The organism is Streptomyces sp. NPDC104202, assembly GCF_055584185.1.
Genome location: NZ_JBVJMN010000032.1, coordinates 1 through 21760, shown reverse-complemented (window position 1 = coordinate 21760; position 21760 = coordinate 1). Strand labels below are relative to the sequence as shown.

At 73.0% G+C, this 21760-nt stretch carries 16 protein-coding genes; 5 read left to right on the top strand and 11 right to left on the bottom strand.

Features of this window, described 5'->3' with window-relative positions:
• Window positions 1-89 precede the first annotated feature (89 nt).
• The 9 genes from ACZ60W_RS20945 to ACZ60W_RS20905 all read right to left on the bottom strand — a co-directional run bounded on the left by ACZ60W_RS20945 (window position 90) and on the right by ACZ60W_RS20905 (window position 11690).
• Window positions 90-1841 carry an FAD-dependent monooxygenase gene (locus ACZ60W_RS20945; RefSeq protein ID WP_469756835.1) on the bottom strand — a complete coding sequence of 584 codons (1752 nt, stop codon included), beginning with the start codon at window positions 1839-1841 and terminating at the stop codon, window positions 90-92.
• Between the two features lie 162 nt (window positions 1842-2003).
• A complete protein-coding gene (locus ACZ60W_RS20940; RefSeq protein ID WP_469756834.1) occupies window positions 2004-2459 on the bottom strand; it encodes a pyridoxamine 5'-phosphate oxidase family protein in 456 nt (151 codons plus the stop codon).
• Complete coding sequence (locus tag ACZ60W_RS20935; RefSeq protein ID WP_469756833.1) at window positions 2456-3583, bottom strand: threonine aldolase family protein; 1128 nt, start codon at window positions 3581-3583, stop codon at window positions 2456-2458. The genes ACZ60W_RS20940 and ACZ60W_RS20935 overlap by 4 nt, the downstream gene beginning before the upstream one ends.
• 7 nt (window positions 3584-3590) lie before the next feature.
• Window positions 3591-4994: an aldehyde dehydrogenase family protein gene (locus ACZ60W_RS20930; RefSeq protein ID WP_469756832.1), complete on the bottom strand. Its 1404-nt coding sequence runs from the start codon at window positions 4992-4994 to the stop codon at window positions 3591-3593.
• Window positions 4991-6091 (bottom strand): hypothetical protein, encoded by a 1101-nt coding sequence (locus ACZ60W_RS20925; RefSeq protein ID WP_469756831.1) that lies wholly within the window; start codon window positions 6089-6091, stop codon window positions 4991-4993. The genes ACZ60W_RS20930 and ACZ60W_RS20925 overlap by 4 nt, the downstream gene beginning before the upstream one ends.
• On the bottom strand, window positions 6030-7877 hold the full coding sequence (locus ACZ60W_RS20920) for an asparagine synthetase B family protein (protein ID WP_469756830.1): 1848 nt from the start codon (window positions 7875-7877) through the stop codon (window positions 6030-6032). The genes ACZ60W_RS20925 and ACZ60W_RS20920 overlap by 62 nt, the downstream gene beginning before the upstream one ends.
• Entirely contained in the window at window positions 7865-8965 is a 1101-nt protein-coding gene (locus tag ACZ60W_RS20915; protein ID WP_469756829.1) for an alpha/beta hydrolase-fold protein, read from the bottom strand. Before ACZ60W_RS20915 ends, ACZ60W_RS20920 begins: the two co-directional genes overlap by 13 nt.
• Window positions 8962-10374: an MBL fold metallo-hydrolase gene (locus tag ACZ60W_RS20910; RefSeq protein WP_469756828.1), complete on the bottom strand. Its 1413-nt coding sequence runs from the start codon at window positions 10372-10374 to the stop codon at window positions 8962-8964. Before ACZ60W_RS20910 ends, ACZ60W_RS20915 begins: the two co-directional genes overlap by 4 nt.
• Complete coding sequence (locus ACZ60W_RS20905; protein ID WP_469756889.1) at window positions 10374-11690, bottom strand: formylglycine-generating enzyme family protein; 1317 nt, start codon at window positions 11688-11690, stop codon at window positions 10374-10376. The genes ACZ60W_RS20910 and ACZ60W_RS20905 overlap by 1 nt, the downstream gene beginning before the upstream one ends.
• Before the next feature lie 375 nt (window positions 11691-12065).
• Here ACZ60W_RS20905 and ACZ60W_RS20900 point away from each other — a divergent pair, with 375 nt between their 5' ends.
• A complete protein-coding gene (locus ACZ60W_RS20900) occupies window positions 12066-12863 on the top strand; it encodes a phytanoyl-CoA dioxygenase family protein (RefSeq protein WP_469756827.1) in 798 nt (265 codons plus the stop codon).
• A 73-nt stretch (window positions 12864-12936) separates the two neighbouring features.
• Here the strand turns inward: ACZ60W_RS20900 and ACZ60W_RS20895 are convergent, their stop codons facing one another.
• A complete protein-coding gene (locus tag ACZ60W_RS20895) occupies window positions 12937-14205 on the bottom strand; it encodes an ATP-grasp domain-containing protein (RefSeq protein WP_469756826.1) in 1269 nt (422 codons plus the stop codon).
• 125 nt (window positions 14206-14330) lie between these two features.
• Between ACZ60W_RS20895 and ACZ60W_RS20890 the strand changes: the two genes are divergently transcribed.
• On the top strand, window positions 14331-15482 hold the full coding sequence (locus tag ACZ60W_RS20890) for an MFS transporter (protein ID WP_469756825.1): 1152 nt from the start codon (window positions 14331-14333) through the stop codon (window positions 15480-15482).
• Between the two features lie 74 nt (window positions 15483-15556).
• Window positions 15557-16897 carry a nucleotide disphospho-sugar-binding domain-containing protein gene (locus ACZ60W_RS20885; RefSeq protein WP_469756824.1) on the top strand — a complete coding sequence of 447 codons (1341 nt, stop codon included), beginning with the start codon at window positions 15557-15559 and terminating at the stop codon, window positions 16895-16897.
• 96 nt (window positions 16898-16993) lie between these two features.
• Here the strand turns inward: ACZ60W_RS20885 and ACZ60W_RS20880 are convergent, their stop codons facing one another.
• Complete coding sequence (locus ACZ60W_RS20880; RefSeq protein WP_469756823.1) at window positions 16994-18535, bottom strand: alpha/beta fold hydrolase; 1542 nt, start codon at window positions 18533-18535, stop codon at window positions 16994-16996.
• A 162-nt stretch (window positions 18536-18697) separates the two neighbouring features.
• On the opposite strand from ACZ60W_RS20880, the gene ACZ60W_RS20875 reads away from it, so the two are divergent.
• Together ACZ60W_RS20875 and ACZ60W_RS20870 are read left to right on the top strand one after the other, a co-directional pair.
• Complete coding sequence (locus tag ACZ60W_RS20875) at window positions 18698-19054, top strand: VOC family protein (protein ID WP_366305223.1); 357 nt, start codon at window positions 18698-18700, stop codon at window positions 19052-19054.
• A 215-nt stretch (window positions 19055-19269) separates the two neighbouring features.
• The gene (locus ACZ60W_RS20870; RefSeq protein WP_469756822.1) at window positions 19270-21663 is read left to right on the top strand and encodes an ATP-binding cassette domain-containing protein; all 2394 of its coding nucleotides are present in this window, start codon (window positions 19270-19272) and stop codon (window positions 21661-21663) included.
• Window positions 21664-21760: the final 97 nt, after the last annotated feature.

The window sequence follows — 21760 nt, the reverse complement described above, 5'->3', positions numbered from 1 at the left end:
TCCGTCTCCCGCCTCCGGGCGGGAGCGGGAGACGGAAGAAGGGGCCGTGCCCGGTCGGGCACGGCCCCTTCTGTCGTTCCGGGGGCGGGTCAGCGGTCCAGCAGGGCCGCGAACACCTCGGTGAGGACCTGCTCCGGGTCCTCGACGGCCTCCGTGGCGCGGTAGGCGACGTGCTGGTCGGGACGGACCAGGAGCGCGCCGGCGCCGGTGATCTGCCGGACGGCCTCCCAGCCGCCGTCCACGTCGTCGTAGTCGCCGCCCTCGCCGATGCGGGCCGTGACGACCGGGACGGAGTACTTCTCCGCCACGCGTTCGGCGGCCTCGGTCCACGCGGTCCCCTCCGGACCGGTGATCAGGACGAAGGCGGAGGTGCCCGTCAGGTCGACCGTGGAGGTGAGCTCCCCGTCCTTGCTGATCCAGGCGTGCGGGACCCGGTGCCCGGGACGGGACGTCGGGACGTGCACGTTCCGCATCGGCACCCGGGCGGGCCGCTCGGTGCCGTCGGGGACGAGCGCGCCCTCCTCGTACCCGAAGCCCACCTCCATGTCGAGCGACTGGCAGCCGCCGCGGTGGGTGTGGAAGATCTCCAGGGCGCGCGCCCGCACGGTGTCGCCGTTCTCGGACGGGTCGAAGTACGCCTCCAGACGCTGGAGGCGGCGGCCCGCGGGGATGTTGTGGCCGGCGCCGATGGCGTCGATGACCACCTGGTGGTGGCTCGCGGCGGAGACGGCCCAGTCGACGTTCTCCCGGCCCACCGGGCGGCGCTCCGACTCGTAGGTGTCCACGAGGCTGTCCGGCGACCCGCCGTTGATCACCGCGGCCAGCTTCCAGGCCAGGTTGTGCGCGTCCTGGATGCCGGTGTTGAGGCCGAGGCCCACGGCCGGCGGCTGGCGGTGGGCGGCGTCGCCGGCGATCAGCACGCGGCCCACCCGGTAGCGGTCGGCGAGGTGGGCGTGCACGATCCAGTCGGTGACCTTGTGGACCTCCACCTCCAGCTCCGGCAGGCGCAGCAGCTCGCGGATGCGCGGGATCACCGTCTCGGCGTCCCAGCGTCCGGGCGGGCCGGGGGCGAAGTGCAGGCCCCACTGCTCGCACGCCTTGCCCCAGCTCGGCCCCATCTCGATGAGGTTGCTGGAGAGGTCGGGGTCCTCCGGGCTGAGGAAGTGGGTGATGAGCGTGCCCTCCTCCCACCACTCGGACAGGTCGGCGGAGAAGTACGCGGTCGTGGTGTTGACCAGTCCGGGCGGGCCGTCCAGCGTGATGCCGACCGCGGGACCGACGAAGCGGCCGCCGTCGGCGCCTATCAGGTACTGCGCCTTGACGGTGGTCACCTCGCCGGTCTCGACGTTGCGGACCTCGGCGCGGACGTGGTCGCCCTCGTCGGAGAAGGTGGTCAGCTCGTGGTGGAAGAGGATGCGGCCGGGGCTGCGGTTCTCCGCGTGGCGGCGCAGGATCGGCTCCAGCCACATCTGCGGCAGCTTGGCCGGGAGGACGGGCCCGACCTTCTCGTAGATCTCGGTCAGTTCGCCGCCGCCGAAGGCGTCCATCTCGTGGATCAGGCGCCGGTCCATCGGCCCGTCGCCCGCGAGGGTGGTCTGCCAGCGGACCTTGCCGAAGTTCTCCAGCGGTGCCGCCTCGGCGAGCACGTCGTCGGCGATGCCGTGCTGCCGGAAGATCTCCATCGTGCGCTGGTTGAGATAGTGCGCCTTCGGAATCCTCGACGTGTCCGGGTGCCGTTCCACCAGCAGATGGTCGACGCCCTGGTCGGCCAGGAAGACGGAGGCGGACAGACCGCATCCGCCACCGCCCACGATCAGGACCGGAACCTCGATTGTCCCCATGTTCGCCCTTCCAGAAATATTGACGGATGCATTGCCGTCGCAGCCTCGCAAAGGGCTCTTCAGGGCCGGTCAAGAACGGCTGGACCCGCCCCTCGCACGCCCGCCGGCCGGTCACGGGGGTGTGACCGGCCGGCGGGCGGCGGGAGCGGGGTCGTGCGCGGGTCAGCCGAGCCAGGCGCCGTCGCGCATGAGGCCGCGGCCCGCCAGCTCGTTCGCCTCCCGCCACGCCTGGGTGCGCTGCGGGCGGATGCGGAAGTACTGGTAGGGCTGGTCCAGTTCGCGCGGGTCGAAGCCGGTCTTGGCCGCGAAGGCGTCGCCGGCCTCCTGGCCGAGCTCCTCGGTGTCCACGGCCTCCGCGACGCCGTCGACGATCACCACGTCGCGGGTGGGGCCGAGGCCGAGACGGACGCGGCCGTCGGCCAGCAGGTTGCGGCCGGTGACCGAGGCGCGCGGCGTCGAGATGAGGAAGGCGGTGCCGTCCCACAGGTAGGAGAGGGGGATGAGGTGCACCCCGCCCTCGGCGCCGGACGTCGCGACCCAGAGGTCGACGTCGTTCTCCAGCCTGGCGCGGGTGTCCTTGAGCCGCTCCTCCAGACCACGCGGTGGCATGTCGGTCATGGTTCCTCCATCGGTGTCACGGAGCCCTCCCCGCGCGGGGACGGCTCGTTCGGTTGCCGGCCGGGCCCCGCGGGCAGGGCGGCCGCCACGGCCGCCAGCGCCGTGACGGCCGCGCGCACACTGATCATGTCGTGTGACCGGTGCGCGACGAAGCGGACATGGCCGTTCGGCAGCGGGAGAACGCGAACTCCGTGTTCCGCGAGGCCCGTTGCGCACTCCTGGGCGGCCAGTCCGGCGAGTCGGGCCATGACCATGTTCGTCGGCCGCGGCGGGCGCATCACCTCCGCCCCGGGCACCGTCGCGAGCCCCGCGGCGAGGACCGCGGCCTTCTCGTGGTCGGCGGCCAGTTCGGGGAGCCGACCCAGCGCCACCAGGGCGGGTGCGGCGACGATCCCCGCCTGGTGCAGGGAGCCGCCCAGCCAGGTCCGCGTCTCCCGGGCGTGCCCGATGTACGCCCGGGTCCCGCAGAGCAGTCCGCCGACGGGTCCGCCGAGGCCCTTGGAGACGGAGAAGGCCACGCTGTCGGCGGGTGCGGCGAGCTCGGCGAGCGGGACGCCGAGCGCCACGGCGGCGTTGGCGAGGCGGGCGCCGTCGAGGTGGAAGTGGGCGCCGTACCGGTGGGCGAGCGCGGCCACGGAGCGGGTCGCCGCGGCGTCGAGGGCGTTGCCGGAGCGCATCATGCTGGTGTTCTCCAGGCACACCACCGTCCCGCGGTCCGCCGGGCCCGCGGCGAGCAGCGCGGTGAGGGCGTCGGGGTCGGGCAGGCCGTCGGGTCGCTGCGCCACGGTGACGAGCTCGACCCCGCCGAAGCGGCGCAGGCCGTCCCCTTCGAGGAACGCCATGTGGGTGTCGGCTCCGGCGATCAGCCGGGGCGGCGGCGAGCCGGGCGGTCCGGCCGCGGCGAGCGGGGCGACGAGGTTCGCCATCGTGCCCGTGGGCATGAGCAGGGCCGCCTCGGTGCCGAGGAGTCCGGCGACCGTCTCCTCCAGCAGGGTGACGGTCGGGTCGTCGCCGTAGACGTCGTCGCCGACCTTCGCCTGCGCCATCGCCGCCCGCATGCGGGCGTCCGGCAGGGTGCGGGTGTCACTGCGGAAGTCGAGCCGGGGGGAGGCGGCGGCCGTCATCGGCGGGTCACCTCGCCGTCCGGTGGGCGACCCACACGGCGCGCGGCCGGGTGTAGCCCTCCACGGCGTGCAGGCCCAGTTCGCGGCCGTACCCGGAGGAGCCCATGCCGGAGACGCTGACGGTCTCCTCGGTGTCGCCCCAGGTGTTGACCCACACCATGCCGGCGCGCAGGTTCCGGCCGAGGTGCTCGACCCGGTCGGCGTCGGAGGTCCAGACGGAGGCCGACAGGCCGTACGCGGTGTCGTGGGCGAGGCGCAGGGCCTCGGCCTCGGTGTCGAAGGCGGCGACGGACAGCACCGGGCCGAAGATCTCCTCGCGCCAGGCGCGGCTGTCGGAGGGGGCGTCGTCCACGACGGCCGGGTGGACGTAGAACCCGCCGTCGAGGTCGTGCCGGACGCCGTCGGCGCCGGGCGGCAGGATCACCCGCGCGCCCTTCGCCGCCGCCTCCTCGACCGCTCCGGCCGTGCGGTCGACGGCGGCGCGGCTGACGAGCGGGCCGAGGTCGGTGGCGGGGTCGGCGGGCCGGCCGACCCGGAGGGCGGCGGCGAGTTCGGCCACCCGGGCGACGAACTCGCCGTGCACGGACCGGTCGACGACGAGCCGGGTGCCGGCCACGCACATCTGGCCGGTGTTGCCGGTGAAGCCGGTGACGACGGCGTGGGCGGCGGCGTCGAGGTCGGCGTCGCGGAAGACCACGACGGGACTCTTGCCGCCGAGTTCGAGCGAGACGGGCTTGAGGCCGTCGGCGCAGCGGCGGGCGACGTCGCGGCCGGCGGCGGTCGATCCGGTGAAGGACACCATGCCGACGGCCGGGTGCGCGCACAGGCTCCGGCCGGTGTCGGCGCCGCCGTACACGGCGCCGAGCACGCCCTCGGGGAGCAGCTCTCCGGCGCGGGCGACGAACCGGCGCAGGGACAGCGGCGTCTCGGGCGCGGGCTTGACGACGACGGTGTTGCCGTAGGCGAGGGCGGCGGCGATCTTCCAGACGGCCAGGAGCAGGGGGTAGTTGTTCGGCGCGATCGCCGCGCAGACGCCGACGGGCACCCGGTCGGTGTAGGTGCGCATGCCGGGGCCCGCCGGGTGGGTCTCCCCCACCGGGTGGCGGGCGGCCGCCGCGAACCAGTCGGTGACGCGGGCGGCGAAGTCCACCTCGCCGAGGGCGCGGGCGGTGGGCTTCCCGGCGCTGTCGCGCTCCAGGCCGGCGAGGGCCTCGCGGTCGTCCCGCAGCAGCTCCCCGAGGGCCCGCAGCAGGTCGCCGCGGTGCCCGGGGGAGGTGGCGCCCCAGCCGCCGCGGAAGGCGGCGTCGGCGCGGGCAACGGCGTCCTCGACCCCGTCGGCTCCGGTGTCCGGGAGCCGGGTGAGCTCGCGGCCGGTGGCGGGGTCGAGGACGGGCCGTTCCGGCGTGGTCATCCGAGCACCTGGGCGTTGCCGGCGAGGCGGAGCCCGGCGTCGAGGGCGGCGACCAGGCCGAGGAAGGTCTCGCGGCCCATGCCGGCGCCGGCGCTGCCGAGCAGCCGGAGGTCGTAGCCGTCCGGGTGCTGCCACCAGGCGTCGCAGGCGCCGTACTCGGCGTCGAGGTAGCCGAGGTGCAGCGGCCGGCCGCCGAGGTCGTGGAGTTCGTCGGCGGCGGGGTGCTTCTCGCGGACGGGCGGGAACTCCATCCGGCCGCCGCCGGTGCGCTGGGCGGTGAGGCGCAGTTCGCCGCCGCCCGGGGAGGCGTAGACGACCTCCAGTTCGCGGACGGCGGCGCCGTCCCCGAAGGTGGCGGCGCTCTCGGCGCGGAAGCCGCCTGCCGTCGTGGGCACGCCCTGGCCGGCCAGGAAGGCGGTGACCTCGGCCGTGGGGACCCACTCGCCCTCGTGCTCCTTGCCGTGGCGGTGGAAGGAGAAGACGCCGGTGGGCACGGACACCATGTCGGCGCGGTGCCGGGCCCAGTAACTCAGCTCGGCGAAGGGGGTGGCGAGGACGCGCTCCATGGCCTCGGGGACGGCGGGGCGCAGCGCGGCGAACAGGGAGACGAGTTCGTCGTCGGTGAACTCGCCTTCGAGGACGGAGAGTTCGACGGTCGTACGGGCCATCCTGGCGCTGCCGGCGACGTGGCCCAGGTAGTCGGTGCCGAGCCAGGCGACCCGGCCTTCGCCGATCTCGTAGGGCCGGGTCTCGCCGCCCCACAGGCAGGGGTGGTCGGCGGCGGGGAACGCCCAGTCGTAGTGGAACTGCTTGAGGCGCAGCCGCCGTCCGCCGCCGGAGATCTCGGTGCGGTAGCCGGCCGGGTTGGCGTCGCTCCAGGGGGTGCGGCCCTCGGCCTCGACGCGGCCGGGGGGCGCCTCGCGGCGGATCGTGCCGACGGTGGTGTCGCAGCCGGCGGGCAGCGCGGTCGGCCGCCACACCGTGAAGTTGCAGCCTTCCTGGGCCTGCGCCTCGGTGAGCACCGGCGGCACCGGGTCAAGGTCGGAGGCGCTGTCCAGGACGTGCCAGCGCCACTGCGGGACGGGAGGGTTCACCATGGCCAAGACTCCTCGGTTCGGTTCTGAACTCCGCGAGGTGGTCGAGCCAGGCGGAGGAGGACGCGAGAAACATCCATTCGCCGACGCCCAGTTCGGAGCGGAGGTCGGCCGGCAGCGGGGGCAGTCCGAAGGGGGTGCCGAGTCCGTCGGCGAGTTCGGTCAGCCGCTGGACGTAGCGCGGGTCGGTGGGGGTGGGGAAGCCCTGCTTGCGGCGGTGGCGCACCGACGCGGGCATCAGGTCGGCGAGCGCGTCCTTCAGCAGGCTCTTGTGGCTGCCGGGCCTGTTGGTGTCCTTGAGGTGCTCGGGGCAGCGGAAGGCCAGCTCGGTGAGGGCGACGTCCTGGAAGACGGGCCGGTCCTCCAGGGTGAAGGTCGACGAGGTCGCGTCGACCATGTCGTTGACGTAGACGAGGAAGCGCCGCATCAGGTGGTGCCGGCCCCGCTTGAGCGGCGACGCCGTCTTCAGCGCCCGGTACTCGTCCATGGTGCGGGCCCACACCCGGTCGGTGACGACGCTCATGTCGACGTCGAGCTCGTGCGCCATCCAGCTCACGAGCCGGGCCCAGACGGGCCGTTCGTCGGCGTGCAGCCGGTGGGTGAGGTAGTGGCGGCCGTGGATGTACGTGGGGGCCAGCGGGTCGACGACGGGGAAGTAGCGGCCGTCCTGGTATCCCCAGAGCTCGTCGGCGCCGTGGCCGGAGTAGACGACCACCTTCCGGTCGCCGGCGATGGTGCCGTACAGGTGGTGCATGGCCAGCTCGGCGCCGTGCAGCAGCGGGCGCATCAGCCGGGTGGGCAGGACGGGCACCAGGTCGGCGGCGGCGTGCCGGTCGAGGTCGCAGACGGTCAGCGGCACGCCGAGCCGGCCGGCGACCTCGGTGGCGTGGGCGACGTCGTCGCCGGAGCCCCCGATGCCGTCCTGGTAGCGGAGCACGTAGCCGTCGAGGGGGACGCCGGCGGCGGTCAGGCCCGCGGCGATCGCGGTGCTGTCGACGCCGCCGCTGAGGACCGCGGCCCGGGGGACGTCGGACACGGCCCGCTGGCGGATCGCCCGGTCGAAGGCGGCCCGGATCTCCTCGGGGCCGACCAGGCCGTCCACCGAGGCGGGCTGCCAGTAGCGCGCGGTGCGGGTCGTCCCGCCGTCCACGACCAGGTACTCGGCGGGCTGGAGGGAACGGACGCCGCGCAGCCAGGTGTGGTCGTCGGCGGCGTCCATCCGGATCCAGGAGCGCAGCAGGTACTCCTCGGTCTCCACCTCGGGGGTGACCAGGCCGGTGCGGAGCAGGACCTGCTGCTCGGAGGCGAAGAGCAGGCCGCCGTCGGTGAGGGCGTAGAAGAGCGGCTTGACGCCGAAGTGGTCGCGGGCGAGGACGACCCGGCCGGTCGAGGTGTCGTGCCAGGCGAGCGCGAACATCCCGTCGAGGGGGCGCAGGGCGTCCGCGGGGTCGTCCTCGCGGCAGACCTGCTGGAGGGCGAACTCGGTGTCGCAGCTGGTGCGGCGGGGCCACAGCGGCGGGGCGGGCGCCCGGGAGCCGTAGACCTCGCCGTTGTGCACGAGCACGACCCGGCCGGTGGGGTCGGCCATCGGCTGGTCCCCCGCGTGGCTGCGGTCGCGGACGGCCAGCCGGGTCGCGCAGAGCATGACGGTGCCGCACTCCGAGACGTACGGGGCGCGGGAGCCCTCGCCGCGGTGCGCCATGGCCCGGGTCATCGCCCGCCCCAGGGCGTCCAGCCGCGCGGGGTCCCGGCGTCCGTCGAAGCTGATGAAGCCCGCTATACCGCACATGTGCCACTCACCCAACTCACCGCCGGTGTCTCGCTCTTCGGCGCGGCCGGCGGCTCGGGCGCGGGTTCGCGCCACACCCTCCAGAGGCCGGCCAGGGCCTCGGTGAAGACGTGCTCGATGCCGTGGTGGCCGCCCTCGTGCTCGCGGTAGACGTGCGGGACGTCGTGCGCGTCGAGGGCGGCGTGCAGGGCGCGGACTCCCCAGTGCATGCCGTACTCGTCGCGCTGCCCGACGTCGAGGTGGAGCAGTCCGAGCGCGGCGAGCCGGCCGGCGTGTGCGGGCAGCATGCGCACCGGGTCGTACCGGAGCCACCGCTGCCACACGTCGTCGCGGAACACGCCCGTGTCGGGGTCGCACGGCAGCGCGTCCGACGGGCTCGTGCCGGCCTTCTCGGCGTAGCACATGCCCATGGCGATGATGCTCATGGCGACCATGAAGGGCACGTCGTGCGGGCCGCCGGCCCGGCGGTCGAGGAGCGCGTCGACGCCGCCGGCCGCCCGCACGGTGTCGAGCGTGCCGGGCAGCAGCGGCAGGTAGCAGTGCTCGAACCCGGCGTCGGGCGAACAGGCGACGACCGCCCCGAACAGGTCGGAGGTCATGCCCGCGACGAGGGCTCCGTAGCCCCCGCTCGACTTGCCGCCGACGGCCCGCCAGGCCGGCTCGGCCCGGGTGGCGAACCGGCGGTCGACCTCGGCGACGATCTCGGCGAGGTGGCCGGCGTACCGCCCCGAGGCGGCCGAGTCGAGGTACTGCGAGCCGCCGTAGGCGGTGGTGCAGTCCGGCACGACGAGCAGCGCGGGCGGCACCCGGCCGTCCTCCATCGCCTGCCGGAGGCGGTCGGCGACGGAGGCGCCGAAGGCGAGCGCCCGGCCGGTGAGACCGGGGTGGGCGCCGAATCCGGGGAGCCAGTAGACGACCGGGAAGCGGCGGACGCCGTCGTACCCCGGCGGCAGGTGCACCTCGGTCCGGCGCCGGTGCGGGTCGCCCAGCGGGTTGCCGCGCAGGCTGACGCCGGAGTGCTCGAAGACGACGGTGCCGGGGGCGGCGGGGCCGGTCACGGCGGTCCCGGAGACGGCGGAGCGGTTCATGAGCGGTTCTCCTCCCGCAGTTCCCGGTCCACGTGGCGGGTGTAGAAGGACGGGTGGTGGAAGACCGCCGACAGCAGCACGCCGTCGGAGGCCCACAGGCCGAAGGAGCTGCCGAACAGCAGCTCCGCGCCGAGCATGGCCTCCAGGGTGCTCGCCGCGATCTCGGTCCAGCCCTCCCCGCCGGTGGCGTGGGCACGGGCCGGGCCGGGGCCGAGGCGGGTCACGCGGCCGGCCACCGGGTCGAGCAGGAAGGCGGTCTCGCCGCCCCCGTCGGCGTCCTCGTACAGCGAGACGACGTGCCGGCCGGCGCCGTCGTCGAGCGCCCGGTACCAGTAGTCGGTCGCCACGAGCCGGTCGAGGACCTCGCGCAGGAGCTCCTCGGCGGGCCTGGTCTGGCTGCCGTAGCGGTCGAGCGAGGCGTCGAACGGCGGCACCGGGGTGTCGGGGCGGAGGCGCACCTCGTCGTAGACCTCGTCGAAGTCGTACGCGTCGGGGGCGACGGGGCCGTCGGCCCGCACGACCTTGCCGTCGGTGACCTCGACGACCTGGCCCGGACCCCACAGCAGGCCGTCGCGGCCGAGTTCGCCGAGGCGCGCGAGGGCCTCGGTCGGGGTGAAGGGGAACATCGTCCGGTTGCACCAGGAGTAGTCCCGCTCGCCGTCGCCGCTGACGCGCCAGCCGAACGAGGAGGGCACGGTGACGGTCGCCGGCAGCGTCGCGACGTAGCGGTCGAAGGTCGCCACCGCGCGGGCCCGGACCGCGTCCGGGTCCGTCAGCGGCCGGCGCTCGGTGAGCACCCCGGGCGGCGAGACGCTGTGCGCGGGGACGAACACGGCGTCGAGGCGCGGGGCGTCGTCGCGCCCGAAGGCCGCGACGGTCGCCTCGTGCAGCAGGGCGTCCCCGCAGAGCATGACGGCCGCGTCGGCGGTCTCCACGAGCACGCTCATCTCGGGGAACGACACGGCCGAGGGGAAGGTCCGCAGCGTCGCCCCGCCGAGGGTGACGGTGTCGCCCGGCGTCACCGGGTGCAGGCGCTCGAAGCCGAAGCGGCGCAGCGTCCAGGCGATCGCCTGGTGCCCCAGGCCCGAGGCGGTGAGCTGCGGGGGCACGGGGCCGGCCGGGTAGACGCAGGTGACGCCGGCGCTCTGGCGCGGGCTGTCGTCGAAGTCCACGTCGGCGCCGTCCACGAGCCGGAGCAGCGAGGGGAAGTGGTGGTGGTCGTAGTGGTGGTGGCTGAGGACCACGTAGTCGACGCCCTCGTCGAGGACCTGGCGGACCAGGTCGTCGGGCAGCGGCGGATGGTGCTCCCAGAAGCGGTCGAGGCGCTGGGTGAGCCACGGGTCGAAGAGGATGCGCTCCGCCCCCGTCTCGACGAGGACGGCGGCGTGGCCGAGCGAGGTCAGGCGCATCAGCCGGCCGTCTCGTACACGCAGCGGAAGCCGACCTCCATGTGGCGGTCGGTGATGAGGTCCTTGCCCCGGTAGAAGGTGGTGAGGCAGGCCGGCGGCGAGGTCCAGGTGCCGCCGCGCAGGACGTGGAAGGCGTCCTTGCGGTTCATGAAGTCCAGCGGGTGGCGGCCCTTGAAGAAGGGGTCCATGTCCTCGCCGGTGTAGAAGTTGGTCCGGGTCAGCTCCCAGACGTTGCCCGAGGTCTGGAGCACGCCGTACGGGCTCGCGCCCTCCGGGAGGGCGTCCGCGGCCAGCACCGGGTGGGAGGGGTTCTCGCCCTGCTCGACGGTGACGAGCAGCGCCTCCAGGGAGTCGAGGTCGGCGACGTTCTCGCCGAAGGCCCGCTCGACGTAGTTGACCCGGGACGGGTCCCAGTCGTCGCCCCACGGGAAGCGGCGGCCGTCGGTGCCGCGCGCGGCCTTCTCCCACTGGTTCTCGCTGGGCAGCGCGCCGCCGGCCCACTTCGCGAAGGCGTAGCCGTCGTACCAGTCGATGCCGACGACGGGGAACTCCGGGGCGTTGAACCGCGGGTCGTGCCAGTGGGCGGGTCGGTGCGACCGCTCCTCCGGCTGGTCGGGGTGGTCGAACTCGCCGGAGTCGCCGACCTCTTCGAGGAACTCCCGGTAGCGGGCGTTGGTCACCGTCGTCCGGTCGATCAGGAAGGTGGGGACGTCCACGGCGCTCAGCGTCAGGTCGTCGGTCAGCATGCGGAAGGCGTCGGTCTCCTCGACCGCGCCCATGATCGCCGGTCCGCCGGGGATCAGGGCGACGTCGTCGTTGCGCCGCGGCCGCTTGCGCGCGGCCTCGATCCGGGCCCGCATGTCGGAGAAGTACTCGTCCTCCAGGCGGCGGAGTTCGGCGGAGTCGCGGGTGCCGAAGACGCTGATGAGGGCGCGCTTGGTGAGCGCCGCGCCGCAGCCGACGGGCTTGCGCGCCCAGCCCGGCTTGGTGAAGTTGCTGGGCCAGCCCGAGATGCGGATGAGGTCGGGGACGGCGGCCGCGATGCGGTACTCCGTGATGACCTTGAGGGCCGTGAACGCGACCCAGTCGACGGTGTCGTGGGTCGCGGCGGCCACGGCGGAGGCCGCCGCGGGGACGTCCGCGTGGTGGGCGGCGAGCAGCCGCACGGCGCCGGCCCGCACCGGCCACTCCGGGTGCGTGATGGCGATGCTCGCCAGCAGCGGCACCCCGTCGAGGGTCCGGCCCTTCTCCCCCGCGAGGCCGACGACCCGGTCCACCGACGCCCAGTAGCGGTCGTCGGTGGAGTCGTCGATCACCAACAAGTCGGCGGGAATGTCGATGACGTGGGAAACGCGATTACCTACCATCTCAACCTCTCTCTCGGGACGACGGACGACGAGCCGCCCGTACGGAATGCGAATCCGTACGGGCGGCGCATTTCGCTTTGTCAGCGGATTACCACTTGCTGGTCTCCTGCTGGGCGTCACGGGTCTCCATGAAGGTACCGTCGCTCATTGTGAACTCCCTTCGTCATTCTCTTCATGCGGTCGGTCGACCTCATGTCCAAGGAGCTTAGGGAGAGGCGGTGAGGCGCTACAACGGAAAAGGCCGCGAACGCCGAAAGAGAGCATTCTGCGATAGGTCGCGGCTCCGTTCGCGGCCGTCCGACGCGAGGAGAGAGGAACAGCGGAATGACTGACACCGAATCCCGTGGCCTGCGGGAGAACGGCTTCACGCGGCTCCCGTCGCTGGTGACCGGCGAGGCGCTCGCCCGGCTCCGCGGCGCGGTGGGCCGGCTGCAGGAGCTCGCCCGCGACCGCACGGTCTCCAGCGGCGACTTCGTCCTGGAGGCGCCCGGCATCGGCGGCTGGGCCGCCTGGCAGCAGGGGGGCGGGGCGCTCGCCGGGGTGCTCCGCTCGGCCGACCGCATCCACGAGCACGTCCCCGAGTTCGAGGCGGTGCAGCGCTCGCTCGGGCTGGCCGACGGGCCGGTCGCGCGGGCGGCCGGCGGCCGGCCGGGCACGCTGGTCAACGCCTTCCTGTGGGCCAAGCCGCCCGTGGTGGGCTCGGCGAAGCCGTGGCACCAGGACCTGGCCTTCGCGCCGCCCGGCTTCGGCGCGGACGAGCACGGCATCGTGACGGTCTGGATCGCGCTCGAACCGGCCACCGCGCGCAACGGCTGCCTCGAGTTCCTGCCCGGCTCGCACCTGCTGGGGCTGCTGCCGCACACCGGGGACCGCGAGCGGCTGCCGGGCGAGGCCCCGCTGGCGGCGGCCGTCGAGCCGCACATCGCGGACGCGGACCTGCCCGGGACCGCGCCGGAGGCGGTGCCCCTGCCGCCCGGCTCGGCGGTCATGTTCGACGGCATGGTGGTGCACCGCTCGGCGCCCAACACGACGGCGTCCGAGCCCCGGACCGCCGTCAGCTTCGTCTACCGGGTGCCGCGGCCGGCGTGGTCGCGCAGCACACCGGCCGCCGCCCGCGCCTGATGTTCGACCGCGGATCGGCAGCGGTCGAACGGGGGCGGGGTCGGCGGCCGGTCGGGCCGCGGTCGAACGGCGGTCAGGAGCCGTCGAGGGCGTAGAACCCGACGCCGTCGAGGTGCCGGATGGTGTTGAGGTCGCGCTGCACGACCTCGTCGAGGTCGTGCAGCAGCGTCACGATGACCGGGTAGGTGAGGTCGTCGACCGTCCGGCGGATGTCCTGGCCCGGCTTCACCGGGGTCACCAGGGCGTGGAAGCCCTCCAGCCGCTCGATCTCCCCGATCCCCCGGTACTCCCGGAGCACCCCCTCCACCGGGGAGACCATGCCGGCGATCGCGCAGTACCGCTTCACCTCGTACGGGGTGCCGGCGCGGGCGCGGAACCGCTCGGGCCGCAGATACGCCTCGACGGTCCACTCCAGCTGCGAGGCGCCGATGCCGAGCCCGGCGGCGGCCGGGATGCCGCCGCCGGCGATCCGGGCGCCGACCTCGACGAGGCAGGGACCGTCGGGGGTCATCCGGATCTCCAGGTGGGCGGGACCGTGCCGGATGCCGAGCGCGTCCAGGACCTGGAAGCCGTACTCCCTCAGCGGCTCGACGACGCGGCTGCCGGAGTCGACCAGGGAGAGCGCGTCGCAGAGGTCGACGATCCCGTTGGCGCTGACGCGGCCGGTCCGCCACACGTCGCAGACGTGGTGGACCCCGTCGCGGCTGACGGTGTTGACCATGTACTCGGTGCCGGCCAGGTACTCCTGGGCGACGGCGCCCCGGTTGGGCTGGGAGAAGACGTCGTCGGCGTCGGCCAGGGACCGGTAGGCGGCGACCGACTCCTCCGGGGTGTCGCAGAAGGAGACGCCCTGGCTGCCGGCGCTGCGCGGCGGCTTCACGACGACCCGGCCGCCGAGCTCGCGGTGCCAGGCGGCGAGCTCGTCCGCGTCGGTGGCCCACAGCTGGCGGGCGGCGCGCAGTCCGGCGGCGCGCAGGGTCTCGATCATGAGGTGCTTGTCGCGGCGCGCGGTGCTGAGGGCGGTGCCGTTGCCGGGCAGGCCGAGCCGCTCCGCGAGCAGGTCCGCGAGCTCGACGCCGATCTCCCCGCCCGAGATCACGGCGAGGGGAGCGAACCGGGCGATCGCCTCGGCCGTGGCGTCGACGTCGCCGTCGTGGACGAGGTCGGCGACGAAGTCGCCGGGAACGTGCGGGGCCGACCGGTACACGAACGGCACGTCGCGCGTGCTCTGCACGCGGACGACGGAGCACCCCTGCTCACGGAATTCGAGAACGAGTGAACGGACGGCGGCATAGGCATCGACCATCACGATGCACGGGCCGCCCTGCGTGGCTGCTGTCATATGTTCAAGATAGACAGACTTCCCCTTGGCCGAAATCCGTTCAGCTCTGCCATCCTCCAGCCCTGGAGGGATGCTTCATGACGTTATTTCCCGCGACATTTCGGTCGCCCCATTTCACTCCCGCATTGCTCTTCGTCAACACGTGCGGGAGTTTTCTGCTGCTGGTGAGCCTGTCCACCCACGTGGGGTCGGTCACCGGTTCCGGACTGCTCGCCGGCGCCGTGCTGAGCGCCCCCTGGCTGCCCGCGCTGCTGCTCGCCGCACCGCTCAACCGGCTGCTCGCCCGGCGCGCCCCGGAGCGGCTGATCCGGCTGGCCGAGCCCGCGAGCCTGCTGCTCACCGCGGCCGCCCTCGCCGCGCCGGGACCCGCGCTGCTCGCCGTCGCCACCGGACTCGTGCTGGTCCGCGGCTTCTTCGAGGCGGTCACCCGCTCGGCCACCGCCGTCGTGCTGCGCGGGACGGTGCCGTCCGAGCGGCTCGACCGGGCCAACACGATCGCCGAGATCGGCAAGCTGACCGGTCTGAGCGTCGGCGCCGCGCTGGCCGGCCCGGCCGGCTCGGTCCTGTCGTTGCGGGGCCTGATCGCGCTGAACGTGGTGACCCTCGCGCTCTCCGCGGTGCTGGCCTGGGGGCTGCCGGGGGCGGCGGCGCCCTCGACGGCCGACGCGAAGGCCGAGGGGGCGGCCCCGGCCGGCACCCGGCTGCGGGTCGAGGACCCCGTGGTGCGGCGGCTGTTCGCCCGCTTCCTGCTGGTCGCGTTCTGGCAGGGCTTCCACACGGTGGCCGTCACGGTGATCCCGCTCCACCTCCTGGACGGCGGGACCCGGCTGGTCGGCGTGTTCGTCGCGATGTCGGCGCTCGCGATCTTCGCCGGGTCGCTCGCCGCGCTGCCCGCGCAGCAGTACCTCGACCGGGTCCCGTCGGCCGTCTGGGCGGTGCTGCCGATGCCGCCGCTGCTCGCCGCGGTGCTGATCGGCCGCACGGTGCCGACGCTCGTCCTGTACGCCGTGTTCCTGGTGCTCTTCGAGGTTGCCTTCGTGCACTTCAACAACCGGCTGCTCGCCGCGGCGTCCGCCGAGGAGCTGTCGTCGGTGGTGACGCTGCGGGCCACCCTGCTGCCCTCGGGCGTGGCGGTGTCGATCCTGGTCATGGGGGCCCTGTGCGACCTGGCGGGACCGGTTCCGGCGGCGCTCGTGGTCGCGGTGATCACGTTCCTGGTCACCGCCGCAACCGGTGGCACCCGGCAAAACTGGAGAAGAACCGTGCCGGACGCCTGAGCATGATGATCGGGACCGGCAAGGGCGGAGTACCCCCATGAACTCCCCCGGCCCCGACGCTAAGGCGGTCCGTCATGCGTGTCCTCATTGTGCCGTTTCCGTTTAAGACGCACCTGTTCAACCTGATTCCCCTGGCCTGGTCCCTGCAGACCGCCGGTCACGAGGTACGCGTGGCCGGCTGGCCCGACCTCCTCGACGACGTGACCGGGGCCGGCCTCACTGGCATCAGTGTCGGTCCGGGCGAGACCGCGGAGGTGCGCAGGCAGCGCGACCAGCGGGACCAGCGGAAGAAGGCCGCCGCGCCCGCCGCGGGCGGCGCGGGCCAGGGTCCGCAGCAGGGCGGCGGTCTCGACCCGCTCTTCGACGTCCGCCCCGACCGGGACCGGCTCGACTGGGAACAGGCCACCCGGGTCTTCGAGAACCTGGTGCTCCCGCAGGCCCGGCGGTCGAACGACACGATGATGGACGACGTCGTGCGGTTCGCCCTCGAATGGCGGCCCGACCTGGTGCTCTGGGGCGCGAAGGCGTTCGCGGGGGCGGTCGCGGCCGCCGCGGTCGGCGCGGCGCACGCCCGGGTGCTCTACTCGGTGGACGTCTACAGCCGGATGCGGGAGGACTTCCTGCACGCCCAGGAGCGGCAGCCCCCGGAGGACCGCGCGGACGGGCTGCGCGACTGGCTGTCCGGCTGGGCGGGGAAGTACGGCGTGGAGTTCTCCGAGGACCTGGTGAACGGCCAGTTCACGATCGACCCGCTGCCCGGCGCGTTCCGTCCCGACGCCCGTCCGACGACGCTCCCGATGCAGTTCGTCCCGTACAACGGCCCGACGGTGGTGCCGCGTTGGCTGGCCGAGCCGCCCCGGGCGCCCCGGGTCCTGATGACCTTCGGCGACGCGGTGAACGACGGTCCGGTGCGGCAGCTGCTGCCCGTCGAGAAGATCCAGGAGATCCTCGACTCGGTCGGGGACCTGGAGATGGAGCTGGTGCTGACGCTGCCCCGGGAGTCCCAGGAGCAGCTGCGCCGGGTGCCGGACAACACGCGCCTGGTGGAGTCCGTGCCCCTCGCCGACGTGCTGCCGACCTGCGCGGCCATGGTGCACCACGGGGGCACCTGGTCGTTCGGCTGCGCGCTGCGCTACGGCGTCCCCCAGCTGCTCGTCAGCCGGGCGTTCGACGTGCCGCTCAAGCTCCAGTGCCTCGACCGGACCGGGGCGGGGCTGGCCATGAAGCCCGCCGAGGTGGACGGCCCCGGCGTGCGCGCCGCGATCGTCCGGCTCATCGAGGACGAGACCCTCCGGGCCAACGCCCGGCGGCTCCGCCTGGAGGTGCTCACGATGCCCGCGCCGAACGAACTGGCGCGGACGCTGGAGCAGTTGGTCGACGCCCACCGGGCAGACGCGGCCACCACCGCGCGCTGACCCGATGGGCGTCGCTCCGGGAGTGCCGTCCCGGAGTGTGGTCCGGTGGGTGCGGGCCCCGCATGTCTCGCGCATGCGGGGCCCGCTCCCGTCCGGTCAGGCGCCGGCCGGAACCGGGTCGGGAGCCGCCGCGCACGTGGCGTCGACGCCCCACTTCGAGGCGGGCCGGGTGCCGTCCCTCAGGTAGTCGCTGACGTAGGCGTTGAGGCAGGTGTTGCCGTTGGCCGACAGGGCCGCACCGACGCTGTGGCCGCCCTTCTCCATGACGAAGCGGGAGTTGGGGAAGCGCAGGTGGGTGTCGTAGGCGCCGAACACGCCGCTCGCGGCGTCGAACTCGGGCTGCACGATGAGGACGTCCACCGAGGCGTTGCCGACCTGCTGCGGCGTCTGGGAGGGCGCCGGCCAGAAGGCGCACGGCGCCATGTACCAGGCGTTGTTCCAGGTGAGGATGGTGCTGCCGAGGGCGTACTGGGCGGAGTAGGCCGCGCTGTACAGGTTCCAGTCACGCGGCCAGGGGCCGTCGGTGCAGTTGACCGCGTTGGTCATCGTGTGGCGGTTCTGGTGCGGGAAGCCCGGGTCGGAGAAGTTGGCCTTCAGCGAGGTCGGGTCGTTGTTGACGACGAAGTCCGAGAGGATCTTCGCGCGGTTCAGCCAGATCCAGTGGCGGTAGACGACCGGCTCGAAGACGTCGGCCCACTCCGCCGGGCCTATCTTGCCGTCGATGGGGGCGTCGCGGAGGCTGTTCTGGGCCGCGTAGTACTTCGCCTCGACCTGGGCGGCGGTCGTGCCCAGGTGGTAGACGGAGTCGTACTTGGCGACCCAGGTGAAGAAGATGCCGGCGTTCTGCTCGGCGGTGAAGTTCTTGCCGAGGTGGTTCAGGTAGCCGACGCCGCTCGGGCTCACGACGCTGTCGAGGATCATCCGCTGCACCCGGTTGGGGTACATGGAGGCGTAGACGGAGCCGAGGTAGGTGCCCCAGTGGGTGCCGAAGTAGGTGATCTTCTCCTGGCCGAGCGCGATGCGCATCTGCTCCAGGTCGCGCGCGGAGTCCTTGGTGGTGAGGTGGTTCAGCACGTCGCCGTACTGCTGGCCGCAGCTCTGGGCGTACGAGCGGGCCCGGTCGACCAGTGCCTGCTCGGCGGCGGGCGAGGCCGGGACCGGGTCCGGCAGGGCATGGCCGGGGTTGATGTAGGTCGGGTCGCAGACGATCGCCGGCTCGCTGGCGCCCACACCGCGCGGGTCGAAGCCGATGAAGTCGTAGGCGGCGCCGACGTCCGGCGCGAGGCCGGTGGTGCCCTTGGCGTAACGGGTGGGCAGGTCGCGGGAGATCGGACCGGGCCACTGGCCGCGGTGCAGGATCACGACGCCCTTGTACTGTGCGTCGGCGACGGTGTGCTTGGCCCGGGTCAGTGCCAGACTGATCTTCCGGCCTTCCGGGTTGGCGTAGTCGAGCGGCACCTGGACCGAACCGCACTCGAGGCCCTTGAGCATGGCTCCGAGGGTCGGATCGTTTTCCGGACACGGCGACCAGGCCACGCTTGCGGCCGGAGTGGCCGCCTCCACCGCCGCCACCGGGGTGACGGCCGGACCCACCAGGCCGGTCACGATCACCGTTGTGACCAATGCGAGCTTCTTCACGTGATTCCCCTTCTGGATGCAACGCGCTCGCAGCCTGGCAAGGCCCTCTGTAATTCCGGTCAAAGATGGCTGGATTCCCACTTGAGTGAGCAAGAACGGAGAAGCGTTTCGACAGGGCTTTTCCCTAGCATGCGGTCACACGATCCCGACCTAGGAGTGACCATGTCCCACCCCGCCACCCAGGGAATCAAGACGGTGCTCCACCCCGTCAAGGACCTGGCGACGGCAAAGACGGTGTACACCGCGCTGCTCGGCGTCGAACCCCAGACCGACGAGGACTTCTACGTCGGCTTCGACGTCGCCGGACAGCACATCGGGCTGGTCCCGGGGGCGGGGACGCAGGGCATGGCCTCACCGGTCGCGTACTGGCACGTGCCGGACATCGAGGCGAAGTTGGCGGAGGTGACGGCCGCCGGCGCCGTCGTGCAGAACCCCGCGGCCGAGGTCGGCGGCGGCCGCCTGGTGGCCACCGTCACCGACGTCGACGGCAACGTCCTCGGCCTGCTGCAGGAGCGCTGAGACCGGCCCGCCCCGCCGCGTCCGCCCGGAACCCACCGGACCCCCGGGCGTCCTCCTCCGTACGGCCCGAATCCCCCCTGATTCCCGCTCGAATTTCCCTCAAGCCCCCCGCGAGGGCAATTCGAGCGGGATTCGAGGGGGATTCGAGCGTGTCCGCCTAAGCTCGCCGGATGGGGCCGGGCAAGGGCGGTCCCATCCGGAGAGATGGAGAGACCATGAGCAAGGACACCGGGACGGACGCGGACTCCACCGAGCCGCACGTCGCCGACCGTCACGACCTGATCCGCGTGCACGGGGCACGGGTGAACAACCTCAAGGACGTCAGCGTCGAGCTCCCCAAGCGCAGACTGACGGTCTTCACCGGGGTGTCCGGCTCGGGCAAGAGCTCGCTGGTGTTCGGCACCATCGCCGCCGAGTCGCAGCGGATGATCAACGAGACCTACAGCGCCTTCGTCCAGGGCTTCATGCCGACGATCGCGCGCCCCGAGGTCGACGTCCTCGAGGGGCTGACGACGGCGATCGTCGTCGACCAGCAGCGCCTCGGCGCCGACCCCCGCTCCACGGTGGGGACCGCGACCGACACCAACGCGATGCTGCGCATCCTCTTCAGCCGCCTCGGCACGCCGCACATCGGTCCGCCCAGCGCGTTCGCCTTCAACGTCCCCAAGCGGGTCGCCAGCGGCGCCATGAGCGTCGACAAGGGCAAGGGCGAGAAGCTCGTCGTCACCAAGGCCGTGTACCACGGCGGCATGTGCGCGCGCTGCGAGGGCCGCGGCACCGCCTCCGACATCGACCTGACCCAGCTGTACGACGACTCGAAGGCGCTCGGCGACGGCGCGTTCACCATCCCCGGCTGGAAGCAGGACAGCTTCTGGACCACCCGGGTCTACACCGACTCGGGCGTCCTCGACCCGAAGAAGCCGATCCGCGACTTCACCGCCGACGAGAAGGCGGAGTTCCTCCACGGCGAGGCCCGCAAGGTCAAGGTCGACGGCGTCAACCTCACCTACGAGGGCCTGATCCCGAAGATCCGGAAGTCCATGCTCTCCAAGGACAAGGACGCGCTCCAGCCGCACGTCCGGGCGTTCGTGGAGCGGGCCGTCACCTTCACCTCCTGTCCCGAGTGCGGGGGTTCGCGGCTCAGCGAGGAGGCCAGGTCGTCGAAGATCGGCGGCCTCTCCATCGCCGACGTCTGCGCGATGGAGGTCAGGGACCTGGCCGCCTGGGTCCGCGGCCTCGACGAGCCGTCGGTCGCCCCGCTGATCGCCAAGCTGCTGCACACCCTGGACTCGATCGTCCGGATCGGCCTCGGCTACCTCTCGCTCGACCGCCCCGCCGGCACCCTGTCCGGCGGCGAGGGCCAGCGCATCAAGATGATCCGCCACCTCGGCTCCTCGCTCACCGACACCACCTACGTCTTCGACGAGCCGACCACCGGTCTGCACCCGTACGACATCAGCCGGATGAACGACCTGCTCCTCGAACTGCGGGACAAGGGCAACACGGTCCTGGTCGTCGAGCACAAGCCGGAGACCATCGCCATCGCCGACCACATCGTCGACATCGGCCCGCGCGCCGGCTCCGGCGGCGGCCAGGTGATGTTCGAGGGCTCCCTCGACGGACTGCGCGCCAGCGGCACCGTCACCGGACGCCACTTCGACGACCGGGCCGCCGTCAAGGACACCGTCCGCAAGCCGACCGGGCACCTGGAGGTCCGCGGCGCCTCGACGCACAACCTGAAGGACGTCGACGTCGACATCCCGCTCGGCGTGCTGTGCGTGGTCACCGGGGTCGCCGGATCCGGCAAGAGCTCGCTGGTCCACGGCTCGGTGGCCCGCCGGGAGAACGTCGTCTCCGTCGACCAGGCGCCGATCAAGGGCTCGCGCCGCAGCAACCCGGCCACGTACACCGGACTGCTCGACCCGATCCGCAACGCCTTCGCCAAGGCCAACGGCGTGAAGCCCGCCCTCTTCAGCCCCAACTCCGAGGGCGGCTGCCCCACCTGCAACGGCGCCGGCGTCATCTACACCGACCTGGCGATGATGGCGGGTGCCGCCACCACCTGTGAGGACTGCGAGGGCAGGCGCTTCGAGGCATCGGTCCTGGAGTACCGGTTCGGCGGCCGCGACATCAGCGAGGTCCTCGCCATGCCGGTCGACGAGGCCAAGGACTTCTTCGGCGCCGGCGAGACCCGCATCCCCGCCGCCCTGCGCATCCTGGAGCGGCTCTCCGACGTCGGCCTCGGCTACCTCGACATCGGCCGGCCGCTCACCACCCTGTCGGGCGGCGAGCGCCAGCGGCTCAAGCTGGCCACGCACATGGCGGAGAAGGGCGGCGTCTACGTGCTCGACGAGCCCACCACCGGCCTCCACCTCGCCGACGTGGAGAACCTGCTCGGGCTGCTCGACCGCCTCGTCGACGCGGGCAAGTCGGTCATCGTCATCGAGCACCACCAGGCCGTGATGGCGCACGCCGACTGGATCGTCGACGTCGGCCCGGGCGCCGGCCAGGAGGGCGGCACGATCGTCTTCGAGGGCACCCCGGCGGAGCTCGTCGCGAACCGCTCGACCCGCACGGGCGAGCACCTCGCCGCGTACGTCGGCGCGTAGCCCGCGGCGGCTTCCGCCGCGACGACCGTGGCGGCGACAACCGCGGTGGCGGTTTCCGCCGTGACGACAACCGTGGTGGGGACCGTCCGAGCTTCTC